Annotated in this window: 20 protein-coding genes; 5 read left to right on the plus strand and 15 right to left on the minus strand. The window is 68.2% G+C overall.

Features of this window, described 5'->3' with window-relative positions; genetic code table 11:
• Nucleotides 1-368 precede the first annotated feature (368 nt).
• The 3 genes from HLH25_RS05970 to infC all read left to right on the plus strand — a co-directional run bounded on the left by HLH25_RS05970 (nt 369) and on the right by infC (nt 4,482).
• Entirely contained in the window at nt 369-1,271 is a 903-nt protein-coding gene (locus HLH25_RS05970; RefSeq protein WP_182973202.1) for a glycosyltransferase family 9 protein, read from the plus strand.
• Between the two features lie 41 nt (nt 1,272-1,312).
• The gene (gene thrS, locus HLH25_RS05975; RefSeq protein ID WP_182973203.1) at nt 1,313-3,244 is read left to right on the plus strand and encodes a threonine--tRNA ligase; all 1,932 of its coding nucleotides are present in this window, start codon (nt 1,313-1,315) and stop codon (nt 3,242-3,244) included.
• Nucleotides 3,245-3,960: 716 nt separating this feature from the next.
• The gene (gene infC, locus HLH25_RS05980) at nt 3,961-4,482 is read left to right on the plus strand and encodes a translation initiation factor IF-3 (protein ID WP_114725527.1); all 522 of its coding nucleotides are present in this window, start codon (nt 3,961-3,963) and stop codon (nt 4,480-4,482) included.
• Between the two features lie 53 nt (nt 4,483-4,535).
• Here infC and HLH25_RS05985 read toward each other — a convergent pair whose 3' ends face one another.
• From HLH25_RS05985 to hrpB, 7 genes are all read right to left on the minus strand, one after another.
• Nucleotides 4,536-5,039: a YaiI/YqxD family protein gene (locus HLH25_RS05985; RefSeq protein WP_182973279.1), complete on the minus strand. Its 504-nt coding sequence runs from the start codon at nt 5,037-5,039 to the stop codon at nt 4,536-4,538.
• A 10-nt stretch (nt 5,040-5,049) separates the two neighbouring features.
• On the minus strand, nt 5,050-5,793 hold the full coding sequence (locus tag HLH25_RS05990; RefSeq protein ID WP_182973204.1) for an SIMPL domain-containing protein: 744 nt from the start codon (nt 5,791-5,793) through the stop codon (nt 5,050-5,052).
• A complete protein-coding gene (locus HLH25_RS05995; RefSeq protein WP_114726011.1) occupies nt 5,790-6,119 on the minus strand; it encodes a hypothetical protein in 330 nt (109 codons plus the stop codon). The genes HLH25_RS05990 and HLH25_RS05995 overlap by 4 nt, the downstream gene beginning before the upstream one ends.
• A gap of 20 nt (nt 6,120-6,139) precedes the next feature.
• Nucleotides 6,140-7,684: a sensor histidine kinase gene (locus tag HLH25_RS06000; protein ID WP_182973205.1), complete on the minus strand. Its 1,545-nt coding sequence runs from the start codon at nt 7,682-7,684 to the stop codon at nt 6,140-6,142.
• A 124-nt stretch (nt 7,685-7,808) separates the two neighbouring features.
• Entirely contained in the window at nt 7,809-8,489 is a 681-nt protein-coding gene (locus HLH25_RS06005; protein WP_114725534.1) for a winged helix-turn-helix domain-containing protein, read from the minus strand.
• Nucleotides 8,490-8,600: 111 nt separating this feature from the next.
• Complete coding sequence (locus HLH25_RS06010) at nt 8,601-9,722, minus strand: S1C family serine protease (RefSeq protein WP_182973206.1); 1,122 nt, start codon at nt 9,720-9,722, stop codon at nt 8,601-8,603.
• A 74-nt stretch (nt 9,723-9,796) separates the two neighbouring features.
• Complete coding sequence (gene hrpB / locus HLH25_RS06015) at nt 9,797-12,355, minus strand: ATP-dependent helicase HrpB (protein ID WP_182973207.1); 2,559 nt, start codon at nt 12,353-12,355, stop codon at nt 9,797-9,799.
• Nucleotides 12,356-12,541: 186 nt separating this feature from the next.
• On the opposite strand from hrpB, the gene HLH25_RS06020 reads away from it, so the two are divergent.
• Nucleotides 12,542-14,662, plus strand: a complete 2,121-nt coding sequence (locus tag HLH25_RS06020; protein WP_246401536.1) for a protein-disulfide reductase DsbD family protein — start codon at nt 12,542-12,544, stop codon at nt 14,660-14,662.
• A gap of 146 nt (nt 14,663-14,808) precedes the next feature.
• Here the strand turns inward: HLH25_RS06020 and HLH25_RS06025 are convergent, their stop codons facing one another.
• The 7 genes from HLH25_RS06025 to HLH25_RS06055 all read right to left on the minus strand — a co-directional run bounded on the left by HLH25_RS06025 (nt 14,809) and on the right by HLH25_RS06055 (nt 21,493).
• Complete coding sequence (locus HLH25_RS06025) at nt 14,809-15,681, minus strand: hypothetical protein (protein WP_182973208.1); 873 nt, start codon at nt 15,679-15,681, stop codon at nt 14,809-14,811.
• 69 nt (nt 15,682-15,750) lie between these two features.
• On the minus strand, nt 15,751-16,710 hold the full coding sequence (gene hslO / locus HLH25_RS06030) for an Hsp33 family molecular chaperone HslO (RefSeq protein ID WP_182973209.1): 960 nt from the start codon (nt 16,708-16,710) through the stop codon (nt 15,751-15,753).
• 39 nt (nt 16,711-16,749) lie between these two features.
• Nucleotides 16,750-17,070, minus strand: a complete 321-nt coding sequence (locus tag HLH25_RS06035) for a hypothetical protein (protein ID WP_182973210.1) — start codon at nt 17,068-17,070, stop codon at nt 16,750-16,752.
• Nucleotides 17,067-18,062 (minus strand): ornithine carbamoyltransferase, encoded by a 996-nt coding sequence (gene argF, locus HLH25_RS06040; protein ID WP_182973211.1) that lies wholly within the window; start codon nt 18,060-18,062, stop codon nt 17,067-17,069. Before argF ends, HLH25_RS06035 begins: the two co-directional genes overlap by 4 nt.
• Nucleotides 18,059-19,270 (minus strand): aspartate aminotransferase family protein, encoded by a 1,212-nt coding sequence (locus HLH25_RS06045; protein WP_182973212.1) that lies wholly within the window; start codon nt 19,268-19,270, stop codon nt 18,059-18,061. The genes argF and HLH25_RS06045 overlap by 4 nt, the downstream gene beginning before the upstream one ends.
• A 219-nt stretch (nt 19,271-19,489) precedes the next feature.
• Nucleotides 19,490-21,058, minus strand: coding sequence for a carbohydrate porin (locus tag HLH25_RS06050; RefSeq protein WP_408869945.1), 1,569 nt, complete (start codon nt 21,056-21,058; stop codon nt 19,490-19,492).
• Nucleotides 21,059-21,325: 267 nt separating this feature from the next.
• On the minus strand, nt 21,326-21,493 hold the full coding sequence (locus HLH25_RS06055) for a hypothetical protein (protein WP_182973213.1): 168 nt from the start codon (nt 21,491-21,493) through the stop codon (nt 21,326-21,328).
• Nucleotides 21,494-22,099: 606 nt separating this feature from the next.
• Between HLH25_RS06055 and HLH25_RS06060 the strand changes: the two genes are divergently transcribed.
• A complete protein-coding gene (locus tag HLH25_RS06060; protein ID WP_182973214.1) occupies nt 22,100-24,529 on the plus strand; it encodes a membrane-bound PQQ-dependent dehydrogenase, glucose/quinate/shikimate family in 2,430 nt (809 codons plus the stop codon).
• Nucleotides 24,530-24,598: 69 nt separating this feature from the next.
• Here the strand turns inward: HLH25_RS06060 and HLH25_RS06065 are convergent, their stop codons facing one another.
• The gene (locus HLH25_RS06065; protein ID WP_182973215.1) at nt 24,599-25,552 is read right to left on the minus strand and encodes a LysR family transcriptional regulator; all 954 of its coding nucleotides are present in this window, start codon (nt 25,550-25,552) and stop codon (nt 24,599-24,601) included.
• Between the last annotated feature and the right edge of the window lie 51 nt (nt 25,553-25,603).

Genomic DNA, 25,603 nt, shown 5'->3' on the forward strand with positions numbered 1-25,603 from the left:
CGGCCGCGCATCGGCCGGCGGCCGTCCCTCACCACGATTTATCACGATTACGTGATATGTGATCGTGTAACATCGACATCCGGATCGGGCTTGGGTATAGAGACGGTCAAGGGGCCGAAGCGCCTCCAAGAAGATAGAAGAACAAGAAGAACCAAGAAGACACGGAAACTTTCATGAAGAAGGGCGAGCGTTCGCTGCCGTCCCTTTTCCCGGTGTCGCCCTGTTCGTGATCGACCTGTGTCGGATCGCGGGGGTGGCACCGGGCTATCCCTGTTTTTTCTCCCTGTACGCCTCCGGTCCGCCCTGCCGCGCATGACGCGCGGAGGGGGGCTGTTTGCATCGGTCACGTTCTGGATTATCCAGACCCGATGAAGCGCGTTCTCGTGATCAAGCTTGGGGCGCTGGGCGACCTCGTCCTGGCGTTCGCGCCTTTCGCGGCCATCCGCGCCCGCTATCCCGATGCCGACATCACCCTCCTGACCACCGCGCCCTTCGCGGCGCTAATGGAATCCGCCCCGTGGTTCGACCATGTGGTGGTGGATTCCCGGCCCGCCTGGCGGGATCTGCGCGGCCTGATGCGCCTGCGTCGGCAGATGGCGGGCTTCGACGCGGTGTACGACCTCCAGACCTCCGGCCGGTCCTCGCGCTATTTCCGGCTGGCCGGCCGCCCGCGCTGGTCGGGCATCGCGTCCGGGGCCTCCTGGCCGCACGACAACCCGCAGCGCGACTTCATGCACACCCGCGCCCGCCAGCGCGACCAGTTGCGCCGGGCCGGGATCGACCATGTGCCGGACCCGGACCTGTCCTGGCTTGCCGGCGGTGGCCCGGTGCTGCCGGGTGCCTATGCCCTGCTGGTGCCGGGGGCGGCCCCGCACCGGCCCGCCAAGCGCTGGCCCGCCGAACGGTTCGGCGCGCTGGCCCGTCTGCTGGCGGCACGCGGGCTGACGCCGGTTATCGTCGGCACGGCGGGCGAAGCCGATCTGGCGGCAACCGTCCGCGCCGCCTGCCCCGAGGCGGTGGACCTGACCGGCCGCACCAGCCTGACCGAACTCGCGGGCCTCGCCGCCCGCGCGACGCTGGCGGTGGGCAACGATACCGGCCCGATGCATCTGGCCGCCGCCATGGGCTGCCCCTGCACGGTCCTGTTCTCGCGCGACAGCGACCCGGCGCGCACGGCGCCGCAGGGCCGCGCGCCGGGGCAGGTACGGGTGCTGCGGGTTGACGATCTGGCGCTTCTGAGCGTCGAGAGGGTTGCGGCCTCGGTCGCCTGACGCCATTACAGGCTCTTCCTGTTTATCGGAGCATCGACATCATGCCTGCCATCACCCTGCCTGACGGTTCCGTTCGCCATTTCGACGGGCCGGTGACGGGGACGACGGTGGCGGCCTCCATCGGCCCCGGCCTGGCCCGCGCCGCGCTGGCGATGGTGGTCGATGGCAAGGAATTGGACCTGTCGCGCGAAATCGCGCACGACGCCTCGGTGCGCTTCATCACCCGCAAGGACGATGCGGCGCTGGAGATGATCCGCCACGACGCCGCCCATGTGCTGGCCGAGGCGGTGCAGTCGCTGTGGCCGGGCACCCAGGTCACGATCGGCCCGTCGATCGAAAACGGCTTCTATTACGATTTCTATCGCAACGAGCCCTTCTCGCCCGAAGATTTCGCGGCCATCGAGGCCCGCATGCGCGAGATCATCGCGGCCAACGCCCCCTTCGTGCGCGAGGAATGGCCGCGTGAGGAGGCGATCCGCTTCTTCGAGAACAAGGGCGAGCGCTTCAAGGCCGAACTGATCCGCGACCTGCCGGAGAGCGAGACGATCTCGATCTACCGCCAGGGCGACTGGCTGGATCTGTGCCGTGGCCCGCATATGCGCGGCACCGGCGATATCGGCACCGCCTTCAAGCTGATGAAGGTGGCCGGCGCCTACTGGCGCGGCGACCACCGCAACCCGATGCTGACCCGCATCTACGGCACCGCCTGGCGCGACCAGAAGGAACTGGACGCCCACCTGCACCGGCTGGAGGAAGCCGAGCGCCGCGACCATCGCCGCATCGGCCGCGAGATGGACCTGTTCCATATCCAGGAAGAGGCCGTGGGCTCGATCTTCTGGCACGCGAAGGGCTGGCGGATCTACACCGCGTTGCAGGACTATATGCGCCGCGCCCAGATCCGGGGCGGGTATGAGGAAGTCCGCACCCCGCAGCTCGTCGACCGTGCGCTGTGGGAGGCTTCGGGCCACTGGGACAAATACCGCGAGCACATGTTCATCGCGACGGTGGAGGACGAGGACAAGACCCTCGCCCTCAAGCCGATGAACTGCCCGTGCCATGTGCAGATCTTCCGCCATGGCCTGCGCTCGTATCGCGAACTGCCGCTGCGCATGGCCGAATTCGGCGCCTGCCACCGCTACGAACCGTCGGGGGCGCTGCACGGCATCATGCGCGTGCGCTCCTTCACGCAGGACGACGCGCACATCTTCTGCACCGACGACCAGATCGCCGCCGAGACCGCGCGCTTCGTGCGCATGCTGGCCGAAGTCTATGCCGATCTGGGCTTCGAGAGCTTCCGCGTGAAGTTCGCCGACCGTCCGGAGCAGCGGGCCGGCACCGACGAGACCTGGGACAAGGCCGAGGGCGCGCTGATCGAGGCCTGCCGCCTGGCCGGCGTGACGTATGAATACAACCCCGGCGAGGGCGCCTTCTACGGCCCGAAGCTGGAGTTCGTGCTGCGCGACGCCATCGGCCGCGACTGGCAGTGCGGCACCTTGCAGGTCGATTACGTGCTGCCCGAACGGCTGGATGCCAGCTATGTCGGCGAGGACAGCGCCCGCCATCGCCCGGTGATGCTGCACCGGGCCATCCTGGGGTCGTTCGAGCGGTTCCTGGGCATCCTGATCGAGCAATATGCCGGCCGGTTCCCGCTGTGGCTGGCACCGGTGCAGGTGGTGGTGGCCTCGATCGTCACCGATGCCGCGCCCTATGCCGATCAGGTCGCCGCCCGACTGCGCGCGGCGGGCCTGACGGTCGAGACCGATACCCGCAGCGACAAGATCAACGCCAAGATCCGCGAGCACAGCCTGGCGCGGGTGCCGGTGATCCTGGTCGTGGGCCGCAAGGAGGCCGAAGAAGGCACGGTGGCCATGCGCCGCCTCGGCGGCGCGGCCCAGGAGGTCCTGTCGCTGGACGCGGCGGTGGACAGTCTGGCGGAGGAAGCCCTCCCCCCCGACCTGCGCCGCAAAGCCTGATTGTAAATGCGCGCTGGTGGCGATCCGGCGCGCGTTTCCTGCGCTCCGATGCTCACGGCCCATAAGGCCGCTCCGCTTCGGTGCTCGGAAACACACGACGGCCGCGACCCTGCGGGCCGCTCTCGCTCACCAGCCCCCATTTCCAATCAGGCTTTCGAGCGTGACCGGGGCATGAATGCGCGCTGGTGGCGATCCGGCGCGCGTTTCCTGCGCTCCGATGCTCACGGCCCATAAGGCCGCTCCGCTTCGGTGCTCGGAAACGCACGACGGCCGCGACCCTGCGGGCCGCTCTCGCTCACCAGCCCCCATTTCCAATCAGGCTTTCGAGCGTGACCGGGGCATGTCCTGCCCTGCGGATCGCCCGCGCAGCCATCGTTTCCCGTCTCGACAGGGCCGTGACCTGCTGCATTCAGGGGGCAACAGCGGGGCATCTGCTGCCGGTGCATGGCTGAATCGAACGGTCATGCGACGAGAATGCTTGATCTGCATAGCCTGTTTGGGTCAATAACGGCCAGTCCGGAAAGCCATCGCGCCGTTCCGGCCCTATAGCTGGAACAGGCCCTGGGGATGGAAACCGCCCAGGGCGCGGGATGCGGCCACGCTTCATCCCGCAGACGCGGGCGCGACAGGCGAACGCGCCGGTCCTGGCGGGCTCGGGCGACAGAATGCCCCGGACATGAAGACAAATACAGGAGCCGACCATAGCCAGACCTCCGATGCCCACTCCGCCTAACCGCGAGGGCCCCCGTGTCAATGAGGAAATCCGCGTTCCGCAGGTGCGTCTGATCGACGCGGAGGGCGAGATGCTCGGCGTCATGCCGACGCGCGATGCCCTGGCACGGGCTTATGCCGTTGGCCTCGATCTGCTGGAAATCAGCCCGAACGCCGAACCGCCGGTCGCCAAGATCCTCGACTACGGCAAGTTCAAGTACGAGCAGCAGAAGAAGCGGAACGAGGCCCGCAAGAAGCAGAAGGTCATCGAGATCAAGGAGGTCAAGGTCCGGCCGAACATCGATGAGAACGACTATCAGGTGAAGATGCGCGCCATGAAGTCGTTCATCGGCGAGGGCGACAAGGTCAAGGTCACGCTGCGTTTCCGTGGCCGCGAGATGGCCCACCAGGACCTCGGCATCAAGGTGCTGGAGCGCATCCGCACCGAGATGGACGAACAGGCGAAGGTCGAGCAGATGCCCAAGCTCGAAAACCGCCAGATGATCATGGTGCTCTCGCCCCGCTGAGCGGCTTGGCACTCTGAACGGAAAAAAGCCCGGACGGCGCGTCCGGGCTTTTTTTATGCCGCGCCGGTATCCGGCGGCGGCCTCCATTGGGGCCGCACGGCCGCCGCGCCGCCCTTCCTGGCCCGGACCACGGCGGTGTCCAGCGCCGAGAGGAAGGTCGAGCGATCGGCACGGGTGAACCCGCGCCCGCCCTGCATGATCGCCCCGGTGGAGCGCAGATCCTCCATCAGGTTGCGCATCGCCAGCGCCATGCCGATCGCGTCCGCGTCCAGCACCCGGCCGCGCGGGTCCAGCACGCAGGCCCCGCTCGCCACGCACCGCGCCGCCAGCGGAATATCGGCCGAGATGACGATATCCCGCGCGCCGGCCTGCTCGGCGATCCAGTCATCGGCGACATCCATCCCCTGGGTCACCACCACCCGCTCGATCAGGGGCGAGGACGGAATCGCGATCAGCCGGTTCGACACCACATACGTGCGCAGCCCATGGCGCAGCGCCACGCGGTAAGTCTCGTCGCGGACGGGGCAGGCGTCGGCGTCTATGAATATCCGGGTCAGAACGCCCCCCTCACGGCATCAGCACGAACGTGGCCGACGCGCTGGCCGAGACATCCTGCTGTTCGGCCGGCGCTTCGGGCGCCACGGGGGCCGAAGCGGCGCGGGCCATCATCATCATCGGCATCGGGCGCGGCATGCCCCGGTCGGAGAGCGAGATCGAGCGGATCGAGGCGACTTTCAGCCCCAGCACCTTGGCGGCGGCGTCGGCCCGCTGCCGCACATCGGTCAGGGCGGCGGCCTCGGCCTGGCGCATCAGGCTCTCGCGCAGGTCGGGCGACAGCGACCAGTCGAGGCCGCTGAGGGCCAGCCCCTTGGCCTGAAGCTGGCCGACCAGCGTCAGCAGCGCCGCGCCGTCGGCGCCCGTCAGGCGGATGGTCTGGCGCGCCGTCCAGGCCGGGGCCTTGCCGCCGTCGTTATGATCGGCCGAATAATTCTCGGTCACGGTCGTGAAGTTGCCGGCCTTGCCGGCCTCGATGGCCGTGTTGGCCAGGGTATTCACATGCGCCTGGGCCGCGGCGGCGCTGGCGGCGCTGGCCTCGGCGAACAGGGTGGCCGTCAGTTGGTCGGGCGCGGCATGGACGGTGCCGGTGCCCGACAGGGTCAGCGCGGTGCCGGCCGGGGCGTGGCGGGGGAGCATTTCCGGCATGCCCGGCCCCTGGTCGGGCGGCATGTCCTGGGCGGAGGCGGCGAGCGGCACGAGGGTCGCGGCGGTCAGGGCGCAGGCCCCAAGAGCAAGGCAACGGAACGCGGTCATGAATGCGTATCTTCTTTCAGCGCCATCAGGGCGCGGCGCAGTTGAACGATTCCCGAACGGACTTTCCCTTCCTGGCACAGATGCGTGCCCTGGGCGCGCAGATCGTCGACATCGTGCCGCAGGGGCGGTCCATAGGCGTCGATGGCGGCGGCCAGTCGGTTGCAGAAGGCGCGGCTGTCGCTGGTGACGACGACCGGATGGCTGGGCTGCGCCGCCTCATGGTCACCTGCTGTCATTGAGGCTTCCATGTCGGGTGGGGGAGCCTGGCCGCACAGGCAGAGGCTCATGACCGCCAGCGCCGTGATCGCAAGGGGCTGTGAATTCATGAAATCGAGCCTAGGGTTCGTCATGTGTCCCCCTCATGGGGCGATCGTGAAGTCTCCGTTACCCGAGACGGAGCCGGGGTCGGGGCGGCGTTTCGCCGGGGCAGTCGGCTGGCCCGCGGGGCTTCGCGCGGCACCGGCATCACCATCCGCACCGCCAGCCCCGGCTGGCGCGGATACAGGCGCAGCGTGCCGCCATGCAGTTGCACGATCGCCTGCACCAGCGACAGGCCCAGCCCGGCGCCCGGCGTGTTGCGCGCGGCTTCGGCACGGAAGAACCGTTCCGAGGCGCGGGCAAGGTCGGCCTCGTTCATGCCGATCCCTTCGTCGGTGACGGCGATGGATACCACGTCGCGGGTCGGGGTGGGCATGGCCAGGCCGGGCAGGGCAGGGCCCAGCGCGGCGGCCAGGGTCACGGTACCGCCCGCGGGCGAGAATTTGATGGCATTGTCCAGCAGGTTGGCCACCGCCTGCTGCATCATCGCCCGGTCGCCGTAAAAGGGCACGCTGGGCGGCAGGCGCAGCACCAGATGGATCTGGCGCTCCTCGGCCACGGCTTCGTACAGGTCGCCGATATCGGCCAGCAGCGGCACCAGGTCGAACGGCGCGAAGGCCGACCGGCGGGACCCGGCCTCGATCTGCGCGATGCGCAGCAGGGCCTCGAACACCGAAGTGACATTGTCCAGGTCGCCCACCGCGCGCTCCACCGCCGCGCGCAGCTCCCCGGTGTCGCGGGCGTGCAGCGCGGCATCCTCAAGCTGGGTGCGGGCGCGGGTGATGGGGGTGCGCAGATCGTGGGCGATGGCGTTGGAGACCTGCCGCACGCCGTCCATCAGGCGCACGATGCGGTCCAGCATCTCGTTGATCGCCTCGGCCACCTGGTCCAGTTCGTCGCCGTTGCCCACCAGCGGCATGCGGCGCGACAGGTCGCCATGCGCGATGGCCTGCGTGGTTTGCGCCACCGACTTGATCATGCGGCGGAACATGCTGTGCACCAGCGCCGCGCCGCTGATCGCCAGCAGCGTGACCATCATCCACGCCCACAGCAGCGAGTCCGTCAGCAGCCGCCGCAGCACCGCGCGGGCGCGGATATCGCGCCCTACCAGCAGGCGAAAGCCGCCGGGCAGGTCGAAGGCATGGATCTGCGCGGTGTCGCGCATGCCCGCGCGGGTGACCTCCAGCGAATACCACCGGTCGCTGCGCACCACCTGGGCCGGCCATTCCGACAGGTTCCCGGCCAGGCGGTGGCCGGTCGGGTCCACCATCAGATAGATCGCGTCGTCATCCAGATTCTGTTCCAGCCGGTCGTCGATCGTCAGCGCCAGCGTCGGCAGGCCGCCTTCGGTCCAGCGCTGGCTCAGGGCGCGCGCGTCGGCATTGATCGCGGTTTCCACCTGCCGTTCCAGAAAGCCGATGGTGCCCCACCAGATGAACGACATGAACAGGATCGACGACAGGGCGAACAGCAGCCCATAGCCCAGCGAGAAGCGCAGGCCCGCCGAACGCGGCAGCCGGAAGCGCCGCCGCCGTTCTCCGTCGCCCGGAAATGTCTGCCCGGCAGACGCCATGACGGGTCGCGCGACCCCGCCCCTAATGCCCGCCGGTCCGGGGCCGGAGCGATCCGGCGCGTGCGGCGGTTTTCAGGGCGCGGGGGCGGTGCGGGGCGTGGATATGCATGTGCCTTGTCCTGCCTCAGTCCGCGCGCAGCATGTAGCCGGCGTTGCGGATGGTATGGATCAGCGGCGAATCGAAGGGCTTGTCCACCTTCTGGCGCAGGCGCGAGACATGGACGTCGATCACGTTGGTCTGCGGGTCGAAATGATAGTCCCACACGCCTTCCAGCAGCATGGTGCGGGTCACGACCTGGCCGGCATGGCGCATCAGATATTCCAGCAGCCTGAATTCGCGGGGCTGAAGGTCGATCCGCTGGCCGTTGCGCCGCACGCTGCGCGACAGCAGGTCGATTTCCAGGTCCGCCACGTTCAGGCGCGTCTGGGGCGCGTTCTCGTTGCGGCCGCGTCGCGACAGCGCCTCGACCCGCGCCAGCAATTCGCTGAAGGCGAAGGGCTTGGTCACGTAATCGTCGCCGCCCGCCTTCAGGCCCTGCACGCGGTCGTCCACATCAGCCAGCGCCGACAGCAGCAGCACCGGGGTGGTGTTGTTCTGCGCGCGGATCGTCTCCAGCAGCCGCAGCCCGTCGATGCCGCCCGGCAGCATACGGTCCAGGATAATCAGGTCGAAATTCTCGCTGACCGCCAGAAACAGCCCGTCCTTGCCGTTATCCACCGGTTCGACCAGATGCCCGGCCTCGCGCAGGCCCTTGGCGACGAAATTGCGTACGGTCGGATCATCCTCGACGACCAGGATATGCATGTCGGTCCCGCTCCGTTCTGGCTGCGCATCGGCACGGTCGAAGCATGCTTCTCCGCACCAAACGAAGACCTTACCCGCCCAGCGGGGGGCTGGCCAGTGCGACGGAGGTTGCTAGTCGTCCATGTCCGCCGGACGATGGGCGACGATCACGGGCACCGTCAGTTCGCTACCGTGCCGGCTGATGCGCACCAGCACGGTCGATCCGGGCCGTTCCGCCGCCACCGCGCGGATCAGGGTGCGGGCGCTGTCCACCGGTTCCTCGCCTACGGTCAGCACGATGTCGCCGGTTCGCAGCTTCGCTTTCGCCGCCGGCCCGCCCCGGTCGATATCGGTGATGCGCACGCCGGCATGGCCCTCGCCATCGGCCAGGGTCACGCCCAGCCAGCCGCGATCGATATGCCCGCTGCGGCGCAGTTCGGCGACGATGGGCGCCACGATTTCCGAGGGAATGCCGAAGCCGATCCCCACCGACCCCCCGGTGGGCGAAACGATGGCGGTATTCAGCGCCACCACCTGCCCGCCGAGATTGAAGGACGGCCCGCCCGAATTGCCGGGATTGATCGGGGCGTCGAGTTGCAGGAAATCGTCGAACGGGCTGGCGCCGATATCGCGCCCGCGCGCCGAGACGATGCCCGCCGTGACCGAGGAGCCCAGCCCGAACGGGTTGCCCGCCGCCATCACCCAGTCGCCCACATTCACCTGCCGGCTGTCGCCCCAGGTGACGAAGGGCAGCGGATGCGGCGCCTGGATGGTGATCACCGCGATATCGGTCAGGTCGTCGCTGCCGACCAGCCGGGCCGGGTATTCGGTGCCGTCGGACAGCGAGACGGTGATGCGGTCGGCCTCGCCCACCACATGGGTATTGGTCACGATCACGCCGCTCGGGTCGATGATGAAGCCCGACCCGGCCCCCAGCATTTCCTCGCCGCGCGAGCGCATCCGGTCGCGGAACCGGTGCTCGAAGGGCGTGCCCTTCACGCCCGGCGGCACCGGCTGGTGCTTGCCCGGATTATCCGCGTCCTGCGTCACGGCGATATTGACCACTGCCGGCACCACCTTGCGCACCAGCGGCGCGAAGGTCAGCGGCCCGGAAGCCACGATCGCCGGCACCGGCGGCGCGAACAGCGGCGTATCGTCGGCCAGCGCGGGGCCGGCCCATGGCGGGCACAGCACCAGCGCGGCGGCGAATGCGGGCGGGGCGAGAAAGAAAGGCCGGCTTGCCGTCCGCCGCATGGGCTGGAAATCCTGGTCAGGGCGCATGGTCGGCGCGTTGCAAGGTACCACGTTATATCAGGATCGCGCGGCCGTCATGTCCGCGCGGGCCGTCGCGACCCGGTCGATGGCGCGGCCTCGGCCGGGTTCTCGGGCCAGTCGTGCCGAGGGTAGCGGCCGCGCATGTCGCGGCGCATGTCGGCCCAGCCGCCGGTCCAGAACCCCGCGAGGTCCGCCGTGATGGCCTGCGGCCGCCCGGCCGGCGACAGCAGCGCGATCTGTAGCTTCACCTGCCCGTCGGCCAGACGCGGCGTCGCGCGCAGCCCGTAGAAGGTCTGCGCCCGCGCCGAGGCCGTCGGCACAGGCTGGGTATAGTCGATCGGCACCCGCCCGCCGGGCAGGTCCAGCGCCGTGGGCAGCGCCCGGTCCAGCCAGGTCAGGCGCGGATGGTCCAGTCGCGCGCGCAGCATCGCCAGCACATCCAGCGCCGCGACCTCCGAGAGGCGGCTCAGCCCGCCCAGCCACGGGGCCAGCCAGCTTGTCGCCTCCGCCGCCAGTGCTGTGTCCGACAGGTCGGGCAAGTCCTCATGGCCCGGCAGGGCGCGCGCCAGCATCACGCGGGCCTGGAACTGCCGGGCGGCCAGCTTCCAGCCCAGCGTGGTGTCCAGCCGGTCGGCCGCCTGGCGCAGCAGCAGGTCCGCCACCTCGTCGGCCGCCGCCGTCACCGTGCGGTCGCGCAGCACCAGCGCCCCCAGCCGCAGGCGGCGCCGCGCCAGCACCGAGCCGGTCACCGGGTCCAGCGTCGTTTCCACCTGCTCGGTGGCGCGGCGGCGGATGGTCTCGGGCAGGTTGTCCGGGTCCAGCTTCGCGGCCAGCCGGATTTCCGCCGCCGTGCGCACATGCAGCGTGGCCACCGCCAGCAGGCCGGCATCCGCCAGCCTGTCCGCGCGCCCCAGCTTCGCGCCGCCGCCGCCCGACAGGCGGAAACTGCCGGCTTCCCCCCGCCGCTGGGCGATACGGTCGGGGAAGGCGGCGGCCAGCAGCGCCGCCGCGTCGCCCTGGGCGGCGACGGTGCCGCGCAACCCCAGCCGGCGGCGATACTGGTTCGCCGCCTGACGGATGCGCACCAGCGCGCCGCGATCGGCATCCGCATGGTCGCCGCCGGCGATCAGGTCCAGCCGCAGGGCGATATCGGCGGGCGGCACGGCGGGGGCGCCCCCCCTGCCGCTCGGCGCGGGTCGGGCGCGCAGCGGGTCGCGCTCCTCCAGCAACGCGGCCAGATCGGCGGCCAGCGCGGCCTCGCTCGCATCGCGCGCCGACAGCATCATCGCCGCCAGACGCGGATGCGCGCCCAGCGCGGCCATCCGTTCGCCGTCGGGGGTGACGCGCGCATCCTCATCCATTGCCCCCAGCGCGGCCAGCAGGGTACGCGCGGCCTCGAACGCCCCGTTGGGCGGGGCATCGGGCAGGGGCAACTGCTCGGGCGGCGTGCCCATGGCGGCCTGCCACGCGGCGGTGTCCAGCCGCAGGCCGGTCAGTTCGGCGTCCAGAATCTCCGGCCGGTCATGCGGGGCCATGCCGCGCCCGGTGGCCTCGCTCCACAGCCGGATTCCCACCCCCGGCGCCTCGCGCCCCGCGCGGCCGGCGCGTTGGGTGGCGGCGGCGCGCGAGATGCGCACCGTGTCCAGCCGCGTCAGGCCGGTGCCGGGGTCCAGGCGCGGGCTGCGCCGCCAGCCGCCATCCACCACCACCCGCACGCCCGGTACGGTCAGCGAGGTCTCGGCGATCGAAGTCGCCAGGATCACCCGCCGCCCGGCCTCCGGCCGGGGACGCAGCACGCGGTCCTGCTCGCCCGGCGGCATCTCGCCATACAGGGGCAGGATCTCGGCCGGCGCCCCCGCCAGCGCGGTCTGGGTGCGGCGGATCTCCCCCACACCGGGCAGAAAGGCCAGGATATCGCCCTCATGCTCGGCCAGCGCGGCGCGAATGGCGCGTGCCATGGCATCGGGCAGGTCGCGCAGATGGGTGATGTCGCGCGGGGCGTGATGGATCGTGACCGGAAAGGCCCGGCCGGCGCTTTCGATCAGATTGGCGCCCATCAGCGCGGACAGGGCGGCGCCGTCCATGGTGGCCGACATCGCCACCAGCCGCAGGTCCGGCCGCAGGCTGCGCTGGGTATCCAGGCAGAAGGCGAGCGCCGCATCGGCATCCAGCGAGCGTTCGTGGATTTCGTCCAGGATCACGCAGGCCACGCCGTCCAGCGTCGGGTCGGACAGCAGGCGCCGCACCATCAGCCCCTCGGTCACCACCTCGATCCGCGTGCGGTCCGAAACGGCGGCTTCCAGCCGCGTGCGGTAGCCCACCAGCCCGCCGGCTTCCTCGCCGATCAGCGCCGCCATGCGCTGTGCCGCCGCACGGGCGGCCAGCCGGCGCGGCTCCAGCATCACGATCCGCCCGTCGCCGCGCCAGGGGGCATCCAGCAGCGCCAGCGGCACGGTGGTGGTCTTGCCCGCGCCGGGCGGGGCCACCAGCACGGCGGAGGGCGTCTGCATCAGGCTGGCGCACAGGTCGGGCAGGATCGCGCTCACCGGCAACTCGGCCGGAATCGAAACCCTGGGATGGGCGGGGCTTTGCAGGGCGGGATCGAATTCCATATCCTGCTTATGCGTCCATGGCCTGGAACCGGCAATCCACCGGCTTGCACCGCCGTTCCGTCCTTCGCCTTTCCTGATTTTCCGGAGCCTCCGTTCTTGATCCTGTCCCGGTCCCTGTCCGCGTTCGCGGCACCCCGCCAATCCCGGTCGTCCCTGTCCGGTTCGCTGCTGTCGTGGCTGGTGCCGATGCTGGTCGCCCTGTGCCTCGCCCCCACGCCCCATGCCCTGGCGGCGGAAAGCGCCGCGCAGACCAGCGAGCGCGATATCGCCACCCTGGTGACCGATACCGACCATTATCGCCCCGGCACGACGCTACAGGTGGGCCTGCGGCTGCGGTTGAAACCCGGCTGGCATACCTACTGGATCAATCCCGGCGACGCGGGCGAGGCGCCGACTCTCGCGGTGCAGGCCAGCGGCGGTGCCACGGGTACTTCGGGCACCATCGCGTGGCCGGCGCCGGAGCGCCTGCGCGACGGGCCGCTGATGTCCTACGGCTATACTGGCGACGTGCTGCTGCCGGCCACATTGACGCCTTCCGGAGCGGGCGACGCCCCGATGGTGCTGAAAGCCACCGCCGAGTGGCTGGTCTGCGCCTCGGTCTGCGTGCCCGAACAGGGGACGTTCACCCTGACGCTGCCGGCCGGGGAGCCGATGCCTTCCGCCGAGGCGCCCCTGTTCGCCCACGCGGTCCAGGCGCGCCCCATGGAGTCGCCGTTCGCCGCCACGATCGCGCCTGACGGGATGCTGAGCCTGACGGGCGAGGGCCTGATCCCGGCCGCCGTGCGCGATGCCTGGTTCATGCCCCTCGTGACCGGCGCCATCGACCAGGACGCCGACCAGCCGCTGAAGGTCGCGGACGGCACGCTGACCCTGGCGTTGAAACCGGGCGATGCGTTCCATGCGGCCCCCACGCTGGACGGCGTGCTGATGCTGAAGGACCCGGCGGGCGAGACGCGCGCGCTGTCGATCGCCGCCCGCCCCGGTCTGGCGACGGCCGCCCCCGCCAAATCTCCAGCCACAGCCCCGGCCGCTCCCGCCGTGGCGGCGCCCCGAGCCGCGCCGGAGGGGGTCGCGGGCGACCTGCGCATGTTGCTGCTGGCCTTCGCGGGCGGGCTGATCCTGAACCTGATGCCCTGCGTGTTCCCGGTCCTGATGATGAAGGCGATGGCGCTGACCCGTCTGGCCGGCGCGCATACCATGGCGCGTCTCGCCGGAGCCGGTGCCTATGCGGCCGGCGTGGTCGGGGCGTTCATGGTGCTGGGCGGCATCATGCTTACGCTGCGCGCGGCCGGGGCGGTGGCCGGCTGGGGCTTCCAGTTCCAGTCCGCCGCCTTTGTCGCCGCCGTGTGCTGGCTGCTGTTCGCCGTGTCGCTCAACCTGCTGGGCGTGTTCGGCATGGGCAACGGCGTTGCGGCACTGGGCGGCGCCGGGGTCACGCGCGGCGGCTATCTGGGGGATGCGATGACCGGCGTGCTGGCCGTGCTGGTCGCCACGCCCTGTACCGCGCCCTTCATGGGCGCCGCGATCGCGGGCGCGCTCACGGCGCCGGCCTGGGTGGCGATGGCGGTGTTCATCGCCATGGGCGCCGGGCTGGCCGCGCCCTATCTGGTCCTTGCCGGCGTGCCCGCGCTGGCGCGCTTCCTGCCGCGCCCCGGCGCGTGGATGGATATCCTGCGCCAGGGGCTGGCCTTCCCGATCCTGGCCACCTGCGTCTGGCTGATGTGGGTGCTGGCGTTGCAGGCGGGCGCGACCGCGATCGCGGTGCTGGGCGCCGGGCTGGTGCTGGTCGGGCTTGCGGCGTGGCTGACCGGTCTGGCGCAGGGCATGGCCATGCGCGACGGGCCGGTACGGCGGATCCGCCTGTGCCGCGCCCTGGCCCTGATGGCGCTGGCGGTGGCAATGGCGATGCTGCCCGGCCTGCGCGGTGGCAGCGCAGGGGCGGATGCCGGTCTGGTCGCGTCCGGCCCTGCCGGCACCGAGGCTTTTTCACCCGCGCGTCTGGCGGCGCTTCAGGCGCAGGGGCGGCCGGTCTTTGTCGACATGACGGCCGCGTGGTGCATCTCCTGCCTGGTGAACGAGCGGGTGGCCCTCTCCTCCGCTCCCGTACAGGCGGCGTTCCGCGCGCGGCATGTGGTCTACATGAAGGGCGACTGGACCAATCGTGACGCCACGATCAGCGCGTTTCTGGAAGCGCACGGAAGGGCGGGCGTGCCATTCTATATCTATTATCCACCAGGGAACGGGCAGAAGAAAATTCTGCCGCAGATCCTGACCAGCGGATTGGTGCTGGATGCGCTGAAAGAATGACACGGCGGCCGCCAAGGCCCGTCGATCAACAAATGCGTTTCCAAAGGCGCAGCCTTTGGCGGGTTTCAGGGCAGCGCCCTGAGACGTGCCGCCAACATGGAACGCACGAGGGCGGCGGATCACCTCCGCCGCCCTCATACGTAGGCTCAATAGCCGTTGCTGGTGCCGGCCGTGCCGGTTGCCGTGCCCGTGGCCGTTCCGGGCGGTAAGGTCAGGTAACCGGGCTGCGGCGATTGCACGCGTGGAGCCGGGGCGGCGGCGTCGGGTGCCGGGCCACCGGTCGGGAAGATCGCATTCGGTTCGCTGGGCACGGCGGCCGGTGCCGGGGCAACCGGCGCGGCGGGGGCCGCTGCCGCTGCGGGGGCAGCCGCGACCGCTGGTGTCGCCGCCGCGTCGGGGCTGCCGGGCGCGCCGAGCTGTTGCTGCTGGATCGCGCTCGGCGACGTGCCGGCGGTATCGACCAGCCAGTCCGTCAGATGATGCCGGATCTGGAATTCCAGTTCGACATTCATGTCCTTCATCATCTGCGACGTGATCGCATAGAGATTCGCCGGCGAATCCGCGTTGCCGTCGCTGTCCGACGCGGTCGAGCCGAACGTGCGCCGCACATGGGCCTCGGCATAGCCCGCATGTTGGCCGTTGGGGCTGGAGACGTCGAGATGGACATCCATCTGCCCTTCCAGCGTGCCCCCCGGCTGATGCAGGATCGAGGCCCGGTCGATGGTGAAGACGGCGGCGCCGGTGGTGCCGGCCGCCATCAGCCGATCGGTCGCCATCTGGCGTAGCGCCTGGTCGGGCGGCGTGGGCGCGCGCCCCGAAATATCGCCCGGCACCGTGCCCGGCTGCCCGTTATCGACAACATTGATCGTCGCCACATTCAGGCGGAGCACCGGCAGGTAGTCGTAGCGCAGCGGCGCGAAATTCGGCGGCGGCCCATCGCTGCACGCCGCAAGCGGCAGGAGCGGACAGGCGAGCAGAAGTAGCATGGGCAACCGGGCAGCCCGGCGGGACGGACGCATGAAGGGGTTCTCCGACGGTGGGGTCGATACGGGACGTCGCGAGAAAACTGCCGTTCCGTGCCCGCCCGGTCAATCCGTTACGGGGCCGCCCACCTCATCGCGGCCGAAACGGAAACTGATATTGCAGAACGCGCAATGCATGCTGATGGTGCCGTCCTCGGCCATATGGTCCAGATCCTCGCGGCCGAAGGTCTCCAGAATGCCCGACAGCCGCGCCCGGCTGCACCGGCAGCCGAAGGCCAGCGCGCGCGGACGGTCGGCGCACACATCCTCGGCATGGAACAGGCGATAGAGCAGGGCCTCGGACGACAAGTCGTCATCCAGCAGTTCCGCATCGGTCACCGTCGCCGCCAGCGTCATGGCGGTGGACCACATGTCGTCCTCGTCGCCTTCCGGCGGCGTGATGGCCGCGATGCCGCCTTCGGTCGCGATGCGCTCCAGGATCAGGGCGGACGCGCGCCAGCCGGCATCGGTATGCGCGCAGGCCAGCCGCACCCAGCAGGCATGCTGCTCGCTGGTCTCGAAATAATGGGCGGCCATCTCCGACAGCGACGGGCCGGTCATGGCCACGATGCCCTGGTGCAGGTCGGTGTCCGGCCCCTGGTCGACGGTAAAGGCCAGATAGCCGCCGCCCAGCAGCCGGGCCGCGTCGGCATCCGGATCGGTCGCCGCCAGCGCGGCCACCGCGTCGTCGTCGGAATGGGCATGGAAGCGCAGCGCGCCGGCATGGGTGCAGTCCGCCACCAGCAGCGAGACCGGGCCGTCTCCCTTGGCCTGGAGCGAGAACGACCCCTGAAATTTCAGCGCGGACGCCAGGCCGCCGACCAGCGCCAGCGCCTCGCCCGCCAGACGCAGCACGATGTCGGGGTTGTCATGCCGGCTCAGCAGCGCATCCGCCAGCGCCCCCAGCCGCACCAGCCGCCCGCGCACCGGCCGTCCGGCCAGATAGAACGGCGTCACGCCCTGAGGGATCACCAAGTCGGGGACATCCGGCCGGTGGGCATCGAGAAAGGCGGGGGTATCGATCATACGGGGGCTTCCGAACGGAGGGCGTGTCAGGCCGTCTTCTTAAATACGGGCGCTGATTTCGGCTTCCAGGGCTTCCAGCCGGAGTTCGAAGGCGCGCAACGCCTCCGGCCCGATCTTCTCACGGGCCGCCAGGGCCTTCAGCAGCGCCTGCCGGCAGCGATCATGCGCCGCATCCAGGTCTTCGGTGCGCGGCGCGGTGGCCAGGCAGTCCAGATAGGCGTTGCGCAGGACCATCACCCCCGGCCCCGAACAGGGCAGGGTGGCGAAGGCGGCCTCCACGCTGCCTTCCACCCAGCCGGGGGTGGACGGAACGTCCTCGGTGGTCGTCGGGTGGGCGGGCGTTTCGGCCGGTCCTGTCATCGCGACGCGTCCTCTTCTCCATAATCCTGCCAGTGCTCGCCGCCCAGCGCCCAGACCAGCAGGCCCTTCTGCGCGTGCAGGCGGTTCTCGGCTTCGTCGAATACCACCGAGCAGGGGCCTTCGAACACGTCCTCGGTCACTTCCTCACCGATATGGGCGGGCAGGCAGTGCATGAACAGGGCATCGGGCGCGGCCAGGGCCATCAGCCCGGCCGTGACCCGGTATGGATCGAAGGCCAGCAGGCGCTGGGCGGACTCGCTGTCGGACATGCTGACCCAGGTATCGGTCACCACGCAGTCCGCCCCCGCGACGGCCTCGCGCGGGTCGGTGGTCAGGGTGATGTCGGCACCGCCCTGCCTGGCCCAGGCCACGGTTTCGGCTGGCGGGGCATGACGGTTCGGCGAGGCGAGGCGCAGGCGGAAGCCGAACAGCCGTGCCGCCTCGATGAACGAAGTGGCGACATTGTTGCCATCGCCGATCCAGGCGATCGTCCGGCCGGCGATCGGCCCGCGATGTTCCTCGAACGTCATGATGTCGGCGAGGATCTGCACCGGGTGCGAATGCGGCGTCAGGCCGTTGATCACCGGCACGCTCGACCAGTGCGCCAGCTCGTGCAGCGCCGTCGCGTTGCCGGTGCGCAGCACGATGGCATCGACGAAGCGCGACAGCACGCGGGCGGTATCGGCGATCGTCTCGCCCCGCCCCAGTTGCATGTCGGCCGGCGAGAGCAGGATCACCTCGCCGCCCAACTGGCGCATCCCGACCTCGAAGGAGACGCGGGTGCGGGTGGAGGGCTTGGAGAGCATCAGCCCCAGCGTGCGGCCCAGCAGCGGCAGGCGCGGATGCAGCGGGCGCGCCCGCCCGTGCTGCATGTGCTTGATGCGGCTGCCCACATCCAGGATGGCGCGCAGGGTCGCGCTGTCGAAATCGCGCAGTTCCAGGAAATGGCGCGGTGCGGCGTGCGTGGCGGGGACGGCAGGCAGGGCGTTCATGCCGCGTTCTCCGCATTCTGCGCGGCGGCGGCCTGATGGGCGCGCAGGCGCAGCGCGGCGCGGCGCAGCCGGCGACCGGCCTCGGCGCAATCTTCCTCGGTCAGCACCAGCGGGGGCACCAGACGCAGCACGTTGTCGCCGGCGGTAACGGTCAGCACGCCTTCATGCATCGCCGCATCCTGCATCAGCGCGACCGGGGCCAGGCAGCGCAGGCCCAGCATCAGGCCGATGCCGCGCCACTGGGCGAACAGGTCGGGGAATTCGCCGGCCAGCGAATCCAGCACCTCGGCCAGTTGCGTGCCGCGCGTCTGCACCTGGTTCAGGAAGCCGGGGGCCAGCAGTACGTCCAGCACCACGTTGGCCGCGGCGCAGGCCAGCGGGCCGCCGCCGAAGGTGGTGCCGTGCGAACCCGCCGTCAGATATCGCGCCACGGCTTCGGTGGCCAGGACGGCGCCCATCGGGAAGCCGCCGGCAATGCCCTTGGCGGTCGAGAGCACGTCGGGCGTCACCCCCGACCATTCATGGGCGAACAGCCGGCCGGTGCGGCCCATGCCGCTCTGCACTTCGTCCATGCCCAGCAACAGGCCGAATTCGTCGCAGACGGCGCGCAGTTCCTGCATGAAGCGCGGATCGGCGATGTTGACGCCGCTTTCGCCCTGTACCGGTTCGATCATGATGCCGGCGGTCTCGGGCGTGATTGCGGCGCGCACGGCGTTCATGTCGTTCATCGGCACATGGTCGAATCCTTCGACCACGGGGCCGAACCCGTCGAGATATTTCGGGTTGCCGGTGGCCGACAGCATGGCCAGCGTGCGGCCATGGAAGGCGCCGTTGAAGCAGATGATCCGCGTGCGCTCCGGATGGCCGCCATGGGCCTGCGCCCGGCGGATCATCTTGACCATGCCTTCGTTGGCCTCGGCGCCCGAATTGCAGAAGAAGACGCTGTCGGCAAAGCTGGCGGCGACCAGCCGCGCGGCCAGCCGCTCGGCCTGCGGCACGCGGTACAGGTTCGACACATGCATCACCCGCGCCGCCTGCTGGGCGATGGCCGAGACCAGTTGCGGATGGTCATGCCCCAGCGACGAGGTCGCGATCCCCGCCCCCAGATCCAGGAATCGTCGCCCGTCCACCGCGTACAGCCAGGAGCCTTGGCCCCGCTCGAAAGCGAGATCGGCACGGTTGTAGGTGGGCATCAGGGCGGGGATCATGGAGATCGGAACCTTATCGTTTCGTTGTCCGGTGTCGTCGGATATCGGTGTGGTTGGCCATAATGGAACGCGAAATGGCCCACGCGCCGCGGCGGGTGGGCCATTTCGCCTCCACCCGCATGATGTGGGCGGGCGAGGCATCAAGTCAAATTCTCTGTGGCCCGCCGGCCGCGTGGCGGCCATGCGGCAGGCGGGCCGGCAGGGGTCCGGAAGGGGATTTTACAGCGACGCGACCACCTTCAGGCCCACCACGGCGGCATCGGGGATATGCCCCGTTTCGCCGGGGCGGATCATGTACTGGAACTCCGGCTGGATCAGCAGCCCAGGGCAGGTGTCGATCCCGTAATACGCCTCGATGACGTGGGAGTCCGTCTGCGGCCCGGTCACCTGTCTGCCCAGCGACAGGCCGGCATCCTGGGCGATGGTCTGCCCCTCCCGCTTGCGGTCGCTGACATGATACCAGGAATACAGAATACCCAGCCGGTCGGTCGTGCGTCCCGGAATCAGCCCGTTGAACGAGATGCCGCCATAGGCCTGGTCGGAAATCGACGCGACATGCGGCGTATTATGGATATAGCCGGCCATCAGGTACCCGCCGGCCATCTGGCCGGGGCCGCCCTTGCGATAGATCATCTGCTCGCTTTCGAACCAGAACATATCCATCGGCGCGCTGCGCTCACGCCCCGCCTGCGCGACCAGATAGGACGGCTTGGTCCCCAGCGCGTCCGGGTAGCGCGTGGTGTCGTGGGCGTAGCCGAGCACATAATGGCCGGGCAGCTTGTCGCGCGTCAGATAGGGCTCCCAGGTGAATTCCGCCGGCAGCATCAGCCCGGTCGCGTTTTCACTGGCCCACGCCCAGCCGCTGGGGCCGTCGGCCAGCGGCTGCACCTCGTAGGCGCCCACCTGGATGGCGGTATCGCGTGTGGGGCGGAAGCGTGCCCGCGCGCCCCAGGTCGCCTTCGGATACACGGCGAAGGCCGGATCGACCTTCAGCGCCACGGGCGCCGAGCAGGTGACCATGAACGAACAGAGCAGCGGCGAGGTCGCGAAGACGTGGGTCAGCGCCATACGGCCGAAGGCAACGTCGAGGCGGTTGTCGAACGCCTTTTTCTCGGCATAGAAATCGACGAGATGCGCCACGACATGGCCCGACAGGCCATAGACCTCCATCAGGTTGATATAATAATCGCCGATAAGATCGTGCGAAATCTCGCGTCCGGCGCGGTTCATGACCAGCGTATGCACGGTCCAGCCATCCAGCGAGCGCGACATCTTTCCCAGGTCGAAAACCATCTGGAGCGTGAATTCGTGCACGTAATCCATGCCGCGCCGGATGCCGCCATTGATGTTGCCCATGCCTTCCGCCTTGTAGGTCAGCGAGAAGGTGAAGCCTTTATCCTGCAGGCGTTTGCGAAACGGCATGATCTGCGGCACCAGATGCCCGGCGGCACCGGTCGGCACGTAATAAGGGTCCGACATGTCGGTGCGCCGCTGCGCATCGACTTCGGACGGCAGCAGCCACGACAGGCCCTCCTGGTCGGTCAGGGCATCCAGTTCGATCGCATGGTGATGATTGCTGCGATCATAGCCATTCGCGGCGTTCGTGCCAGGATCGGCCTTTTTCGCCGACACGGTGCCCTTCGGCTGGACCAGGACCCCCGGATGCGACGCATCGGCACCGCTGTAGATGCCGGTCTTCGCTGCGGGGGCCGTCACCGGAGTGGCGGCGTGGGCGGCGGAGAGTGTTCCGGCTTCGCCCGCCAGCCCGACAAGGGCGGCGAGCCACAATTTGCCGAGAGCCAGGCGGCGTAATGCAGGAGGGAGTGAAGTTTCGCCGTTTGTTCTGGCCGTGAAAGTTCTCACAACGACCGGGCTCCATTTTTGTTATATAGTTATTAACGAGGACAAGAACACTACAATTCCTCTTTTTTCAAGAGGAGGGGGCGCCCATTAATGGCGGGGTTCCTGTTATTACATGAAGTGATCGATATCGACGGGATGATGACGGCATCCTGCGGTCGATGACTGCGGGACAGGCCGAAATACCCCGCAGGATCACGGTTTTTCAGCGAAAGGGAGGCGCGCGCGCAGTCCGGTCGGGTCGGTCGGAAGACGCAACGCCGCCATTGCGGGGAATGACGTATCGAGCGTTTGTTCCGCGCAATTTAAATTAAATTTTATCCATGTTTTGCAGCCAAAAATAAACTGGAAGTCATTTTTCATCGTCTCATTCCAGGTCGGGTTTTTAACCCGTCCTGGGCGCGCATATCGGCATGAGAAGACGAAAATTGCTCCAGTACACAAAGGGTTCGTTTTTCCTGACGTGAAAAACAGATCAATCCGAGGACGGTGTAAAATACTTAAACCGTCATTGATTGATACCCAATCGGTATTGGAACTCTGCGGCGTGCGGACGGCACCAGCGTGTTGAGAGGCGGAATCTAAAAAAATAATTATAAAACAGGCAGATGCTATGTAAGCTCTTGTGTTTGAATACGAAGGAATGCCCGCGGATGCCCTTCCGGACGACGATATTTCTGTTCATCACAAGCCTGTGACCGGGGTCAGGTATCCTCTCTCTGGCGGTCATCGTCGGCGATGAGGCAGCGCGGCAGTCGGAAAAAAGCCAAACAGGTATTGATTAAAAAATATTAATCAAAATCGTGGCAAAGTTTGCTTTCACGTTATGGAAAGCCTGGGGGAAGAGGCGTAAGCATCCCAAAGTTTATCGGGCGACGGATTCAGGCATTCGCATGCTTCTGACCCCGGTCCGGCTTGGCCCGAACGCGCCACGTGTGACAGCGAAGCCTCCAACCTTGGAACGGTAGAATGGATAATACAGCGAATCATCGATCTAGGATCAGTGACGGATGCCGGATTGCATTCGTCCTGATCAGCCTGGCCGTCGGGCTGGCCCTTGTCGCCGGCGGGTTCCAACTCGTCACACTTGGCGGCTCGTTCTATTATTTTCTGGCCGGTGTCGCCTATGTGGCGCTGGGTGCGCTTTTCCTCGTCAAGGGGCGGGCGTCCTGGGCTCTTTCTTTCTCGGTCGCGATTTTCGTCGCAACGGTCCTTTGGGCGCTTTATGACGCGCCGCAGTTCGCCTTCTGGCCGCTGCTGCCGCGCCTGATGGTGCCGGCCATCATGTTCATGCTCAGCCTGCTGGTCACGGCGACCCTGCCGTCCATGCCGTCTTCCACGCGGCAGATCAGCGCGGGCGGCGGCGTGGCGCTGCTGCTCGGTGTGGTCGTGACCCTGGTCGAGATGTTCTCGCCCCATGGCGGCATCCAGGGCGAGGCGCTGGACAAGGCCCGCGTGGCCTCCGCCGTGCCGCCCCAGCCCGATGACTGGCAGTTCTACGGGCGCAATGTCAGCGGCACGCGCTATGTGCCCTACACGCAGATCACCCCGCGCAACGTCACCGACCTGAAGGTGGCCTGGGTGTATCATACTGGCCGGCGCACCAGGGGCCCCGGCGCGGGCGTGGATGAGAACACGCCGGCACAGATCGGCTCGGTTCTGTATTCCTGCACGCCTGAAAACGTGATTTCCGCGATCGACGCCGACAGCGGCAAGCAGATCTGGCGGTTCGACCCGCACGCCCACACCGCCGAGCACGTCTCATGCCGTGGCGTCGGCTACTACGACATCACCAAGGATGACAGCCTGACCGACGAGGACAGGCAGGCCGCGGCGGACCAGCCCTGCCAGCAGCGCATCCTGGTCTCCGCCGTCGATGCCCGCCTGTTCGCGCTGGACGCCCATACCGGCCAGCTCTGCCCCGGTTTCGGCGACAATGGCTATGTCGACCTCAAGAAGAACATGGGGCCGACGGAAAACAGCAAGCGCTATCATCCGACGGCCCTGCCGGTCGTCATGGGCCATCTGGCCGTGATCGGCGGCTGGGTGCGTGACATCGTGCATGGCGAGCCCTCGGGCGTGGTCCGTGCCTATGACACCCGCACCGGTGCCCTGGTCTGGGCGTGGGATGTCGGCGATCCCGACAGCCCGGTTCCGCCCGATGCCGACAAGCAGTTCACGCTGGAAACACCGAATGTCTGGGCCGTCCCGACCTACGACAAGGCGCTGAACCAGGTCTATCTGCCCACCGGCAACGGCCCGCCCGACTATTGGGGTGGTGACCGCGACGCGGTGAAGAACAAGTTCGGCGCGGCCCTCGTCGCCGTCGACGCCACGACCGGCAAGACCAAGTGGGTCCGTCAGTTGATCCATCACGACGTGTGGGATTTCGATCTGCCGTCGCAGCCGGTGATGTATGATGTAACCAATGCGAAGGGCGAGAAGATCCCGTCGCTGATCCAGACCACCAAGACCGGCCATATCTTCGTCATCGACCGCCGCACCGGCGACTTCGTGACGCCGGTTGAAGAGCGCGCCGTCCCGACCACGCCGGCCGCGCAGGGCGAGCATCTGTCGCCGACGCAGCCGTTCTCGGTCGGCATGCCCACCATCGGCGCCGATCCGCTGTCCGAGCAGTCGATGTGGGGTGTCAGCACCTTCGATCAGCTCTATTGCCGCATCATGTTCAAGAACTCGGTTTACGAAGGCCCCTTCACGCCGCCTGGCGAGAAGCCCTACATCGAGTGGCCCAGCCTGCTGGGTGGCATGAACTGGGGTGGCATCTCGATCGACGAGGCGAACGACATCATGTTCGTCAACGACATGCGCATGCCGCTGCGGATGATGCTGGTGAATCATGAAGACGCCAAGCATTACAAGATCTCGACCGACGAGGTTCCGGGCTTCATGGGCACGCTGCGTCCCCAGATCGCCGGCCCCTATTCGGGCGTGCGGATCGACATCCTCCAGTCGCCGCTGCAAGTGCCGTGCAACACGCCGCCTTTCGGCACCATGAGCGCCATCGACCTGCGCACCAAGAAGCTGCTGTGGCAGGTGCCGATGGGAACGGCCGAGCAGCTTGGTCCGATGGGGATCAAGAGCCACCTGCCGATGCCGATGGGCATGCCCACCCTGGGCGGCCCGACGACGACGGCCTCGGGCCTGCTCTTCTTCGCCGGCACGCAGGACTACTATCTGCGCGCGCTGGACAGCATGACCGGCAAGGAACTGTGGAAGGCTCCGCTGCCCGCCGGCGCGGTCGCGGCTCCGCTGATCTACAAATCCCCCAAGACGGGCAAGGAATATGTCGTGATCTCCGTCGGCGGTGCCAGCCACTCGCCTGACGTGGCCGATGACGTGATCGCCTACGCCCTCCCCGAGGGGACGACGGCCCAGTAAAGACGCGACCCGTCGCGCCAGCGACTGGCATTTCTACGACGCCCCCGCCGTTCCGACGGCGGGGGTTTTTTATGATGCGCGAGGCTTCGGTGCTCGTGCCGTTCCCTGCCGGGTTATGCCCGATATGGATGCGATTCCGCTCGCAAGAAAATCGGCGCACAGCCGTATGCGGGCGATGCCGGACCGCTCCGGCGCGATCAGCATGCTCAGCGGCGATGCCGCAAGTGCGTAATCCGGCAGAATGACTTCCAGCCGTCCATCGGTCAGGCAGTCTTCCACCAGCCAGCGATGGGCGGGGCCGAAGCCCCGTCCGGCCAAAAAGGCTTCCCGCGCCGCCAGGCCATGGTCGACGGTCAGCCGTTCGCGGAAAGCAACGGTGTGATGCGTGCCGTCGGGGGCATGCAGATGCAGCCGCTCCGACCCGTGCACCCGCGACATTCTCACACCTTCCAGGCCCGCGAGATCCTGCGGGTGGCGCGGCCTGCCATTGGTTTTCAGCCACGCCGGAGACGCGACCAGCACGCGGTGACTTTCTCCCAGCGGGCGCAGTTTCATCGAACTGTCGTTCAGCGGCCCAAGGCGAATGGCGATATCCACGCCCTCGCGCACAAGGTCGATGCGCTCGTCCGTCAGGCCGAATTCGATCCGGATAGCAGGGTAGCGGTCCTGAAAGGCATGGACCAGCCTGCCGACATGCAGCGTACCGAGCGCCCCGGTGCAGGAAATCCGGACCGTGCCGGAAACCGCCTGCCTGGTCTCTCGCATTTCCTGGCTGGCCTGCTCGACCAGTCCCAGGATACGCAGGCAGTGGGCGTAATAGCGCGCGCCTTCGTCGGTCAGCGTCACCCGGCGCGTGGTGCGGGTAAACAACGGTACGCCGAGCGCGTTTTCCAGTTCGTGCAGATGGCGCGTGACGGTCGACTGGCCGATTCCGAAATCACGCGCAACGGCCGTCAGGCTTCTCCGTTCGGCAATGCGTACGAAGGTTCGGATGCGGTCGAGAGTAATGTCAGATTGTTCCATTATCCGGCATAGTCCTATCTGGACACGATCTATAGAGGAACAATGGAGGGC

Origin of the sequence: Gluconacetobacter dulcium (assembly GCF_014174165.1) — a bacterium.
Taxonomy (GTDB): Bacteria; Pseudomonadota; Alphaproteobacteria; order Acetobacterales; family Acetobacteraceae; genus Gluconacetobacter; species Gluconacetobacter dulcium.

What these genes read in the sequence shown, in the direction of transcription:
- HLH25_RS05970 (WP_182973202.1), top strand. Translation starts at nt 369, where the DNA reads ATGAAGCGCGTTCTCGTGATCAAGCTTGGGGCGCTGGGCGACCTCGTC.
- thrS (WP_182973203.1), top strand. Translation starts at nt 1,313, where the DNA reads ATGCCTGCCATCACCCTGCCTGACGGTTCCGTTCGCCATTTCGACGGG.
- infC (WP_114725527.1), top strand. Translation starts at nt 3,961, where the DNA reads ATGCCCACTCCGCCTAACCGCGAGGGCCCCCGTGTCAATGAGGAAATC.
- HLH25_RS05990 (WP_182973204.1), bottom strand. Translation starts at nt 5,793, where the DNA reads ATGACCGCGTTCCGTTGCCTTGCTCTTGGGGCCTGCGCCCTGACCGCC.
- HLH25_RS05995 (WP_114726011.1), bottom strand. Translation starts at nt 6,119, where the DNA reads ATGAATTCACAGCCCCTTGCGATCACGGCGCTGGCGGTCATGAGCCTC.
- HLH25_RS06000 (WP_182973205.1), bottom strand. Translation starts at nt 7,684, where the DNA reads ATGGCGTCTGCCGGGCAGACATTTCCGGGCGACGGAGAACGGCGGCGG.
- HLH25_RS06005 (WP_114725534.1), bottom strand. Translation starts at nt 8,489, where the DNA reads ATGCATATCCTGGTCGTCGAGGATGATCCGACCGTACGCAATTTCGTC.
- HLH25_RS06010 (WP_182973206.1), bottom strand. Translation starts at nt 9,722, where the DNA reads ATGCGGCGGACGGCAAGCCGGCCTTTCTTTCTCGCCCCGCCCGCATTC.
- hrpB (WP_182973207.1), bottom strand. Translation starts at nt 12,355, where the DNA reads ATGGAATTCGATCCCGCCCTGCAAAGCCCCGCCCATCCCAGGGTTTCG.
- HLH25_RS06020 (WP_246401536.1), top strand. Translation starts at nt 12,542, where the DNA reads ATGCTGGTCGCCCTGTGCCTCGCCCCCACGCCCCATGCCCTGGCGGCG.
- HLH25_RS06025 (WP_182973208.1), bottom strand. Translation starts at nt 15,681, where the DNA reads ATGCGTCCGTCCCGCCGGGCTGCCCGGTTGCCCATGCTACTTCTGCTC.
- hslO (WP_182973209.1), bottom strand. Translation starts at nt 16,710, where the DNA reads ATGATCGATACCCCCGCCTTTCTCGATGCCCACCGGCCGGATGTCCCC.
- HLH25_RS06035 (WP_182973210.1), bottom strand. Translation starts at nt 17,070, where the DNA reads ATGACAGGACCGGCCGAAACGCCCGCCCACCCGACGACCACCGAGGAC.
- argF (WP_182973211.1), bottom strand. Translation starts at nt 18,062, where the DNA reads ATGAACGCCCTGCCTGCCGTCCCCGCCACGCACGCCGCACCGCGCCAT.
- HLH25_RS06045 (WP_182973212.1), bottom strand. Translation starts at nt 19,270, where the DNA reads ATGATCCCCGCCCTGATGCCCACCTACAACCGTGCCGATCTCGCTTTC.
- HLH25_RS06055 (WP_182973213.1), bottom strand. Translation starts at nt 21,493, where the DNA reads ATGAAAAATGACTTCCAGTTTATTTTTGGCTGCAAAACATGGATAAAA.
- HLH25_RS06060 (WP_182973214.1), top strand. Translation starts at nt 22,100, where the DNA reads ATGGATAATACAGCGAATCATCGATCTAGGATCAGTGACGGATGCCGG.
- HLH25_RS06065 (WP_182973215.1), bottom strand. Translation starts at nt 25,552, where the DNA reads ATGGAACAATCTGACATTACTCTCGACCGCATCCGAACCTTCGTACGC.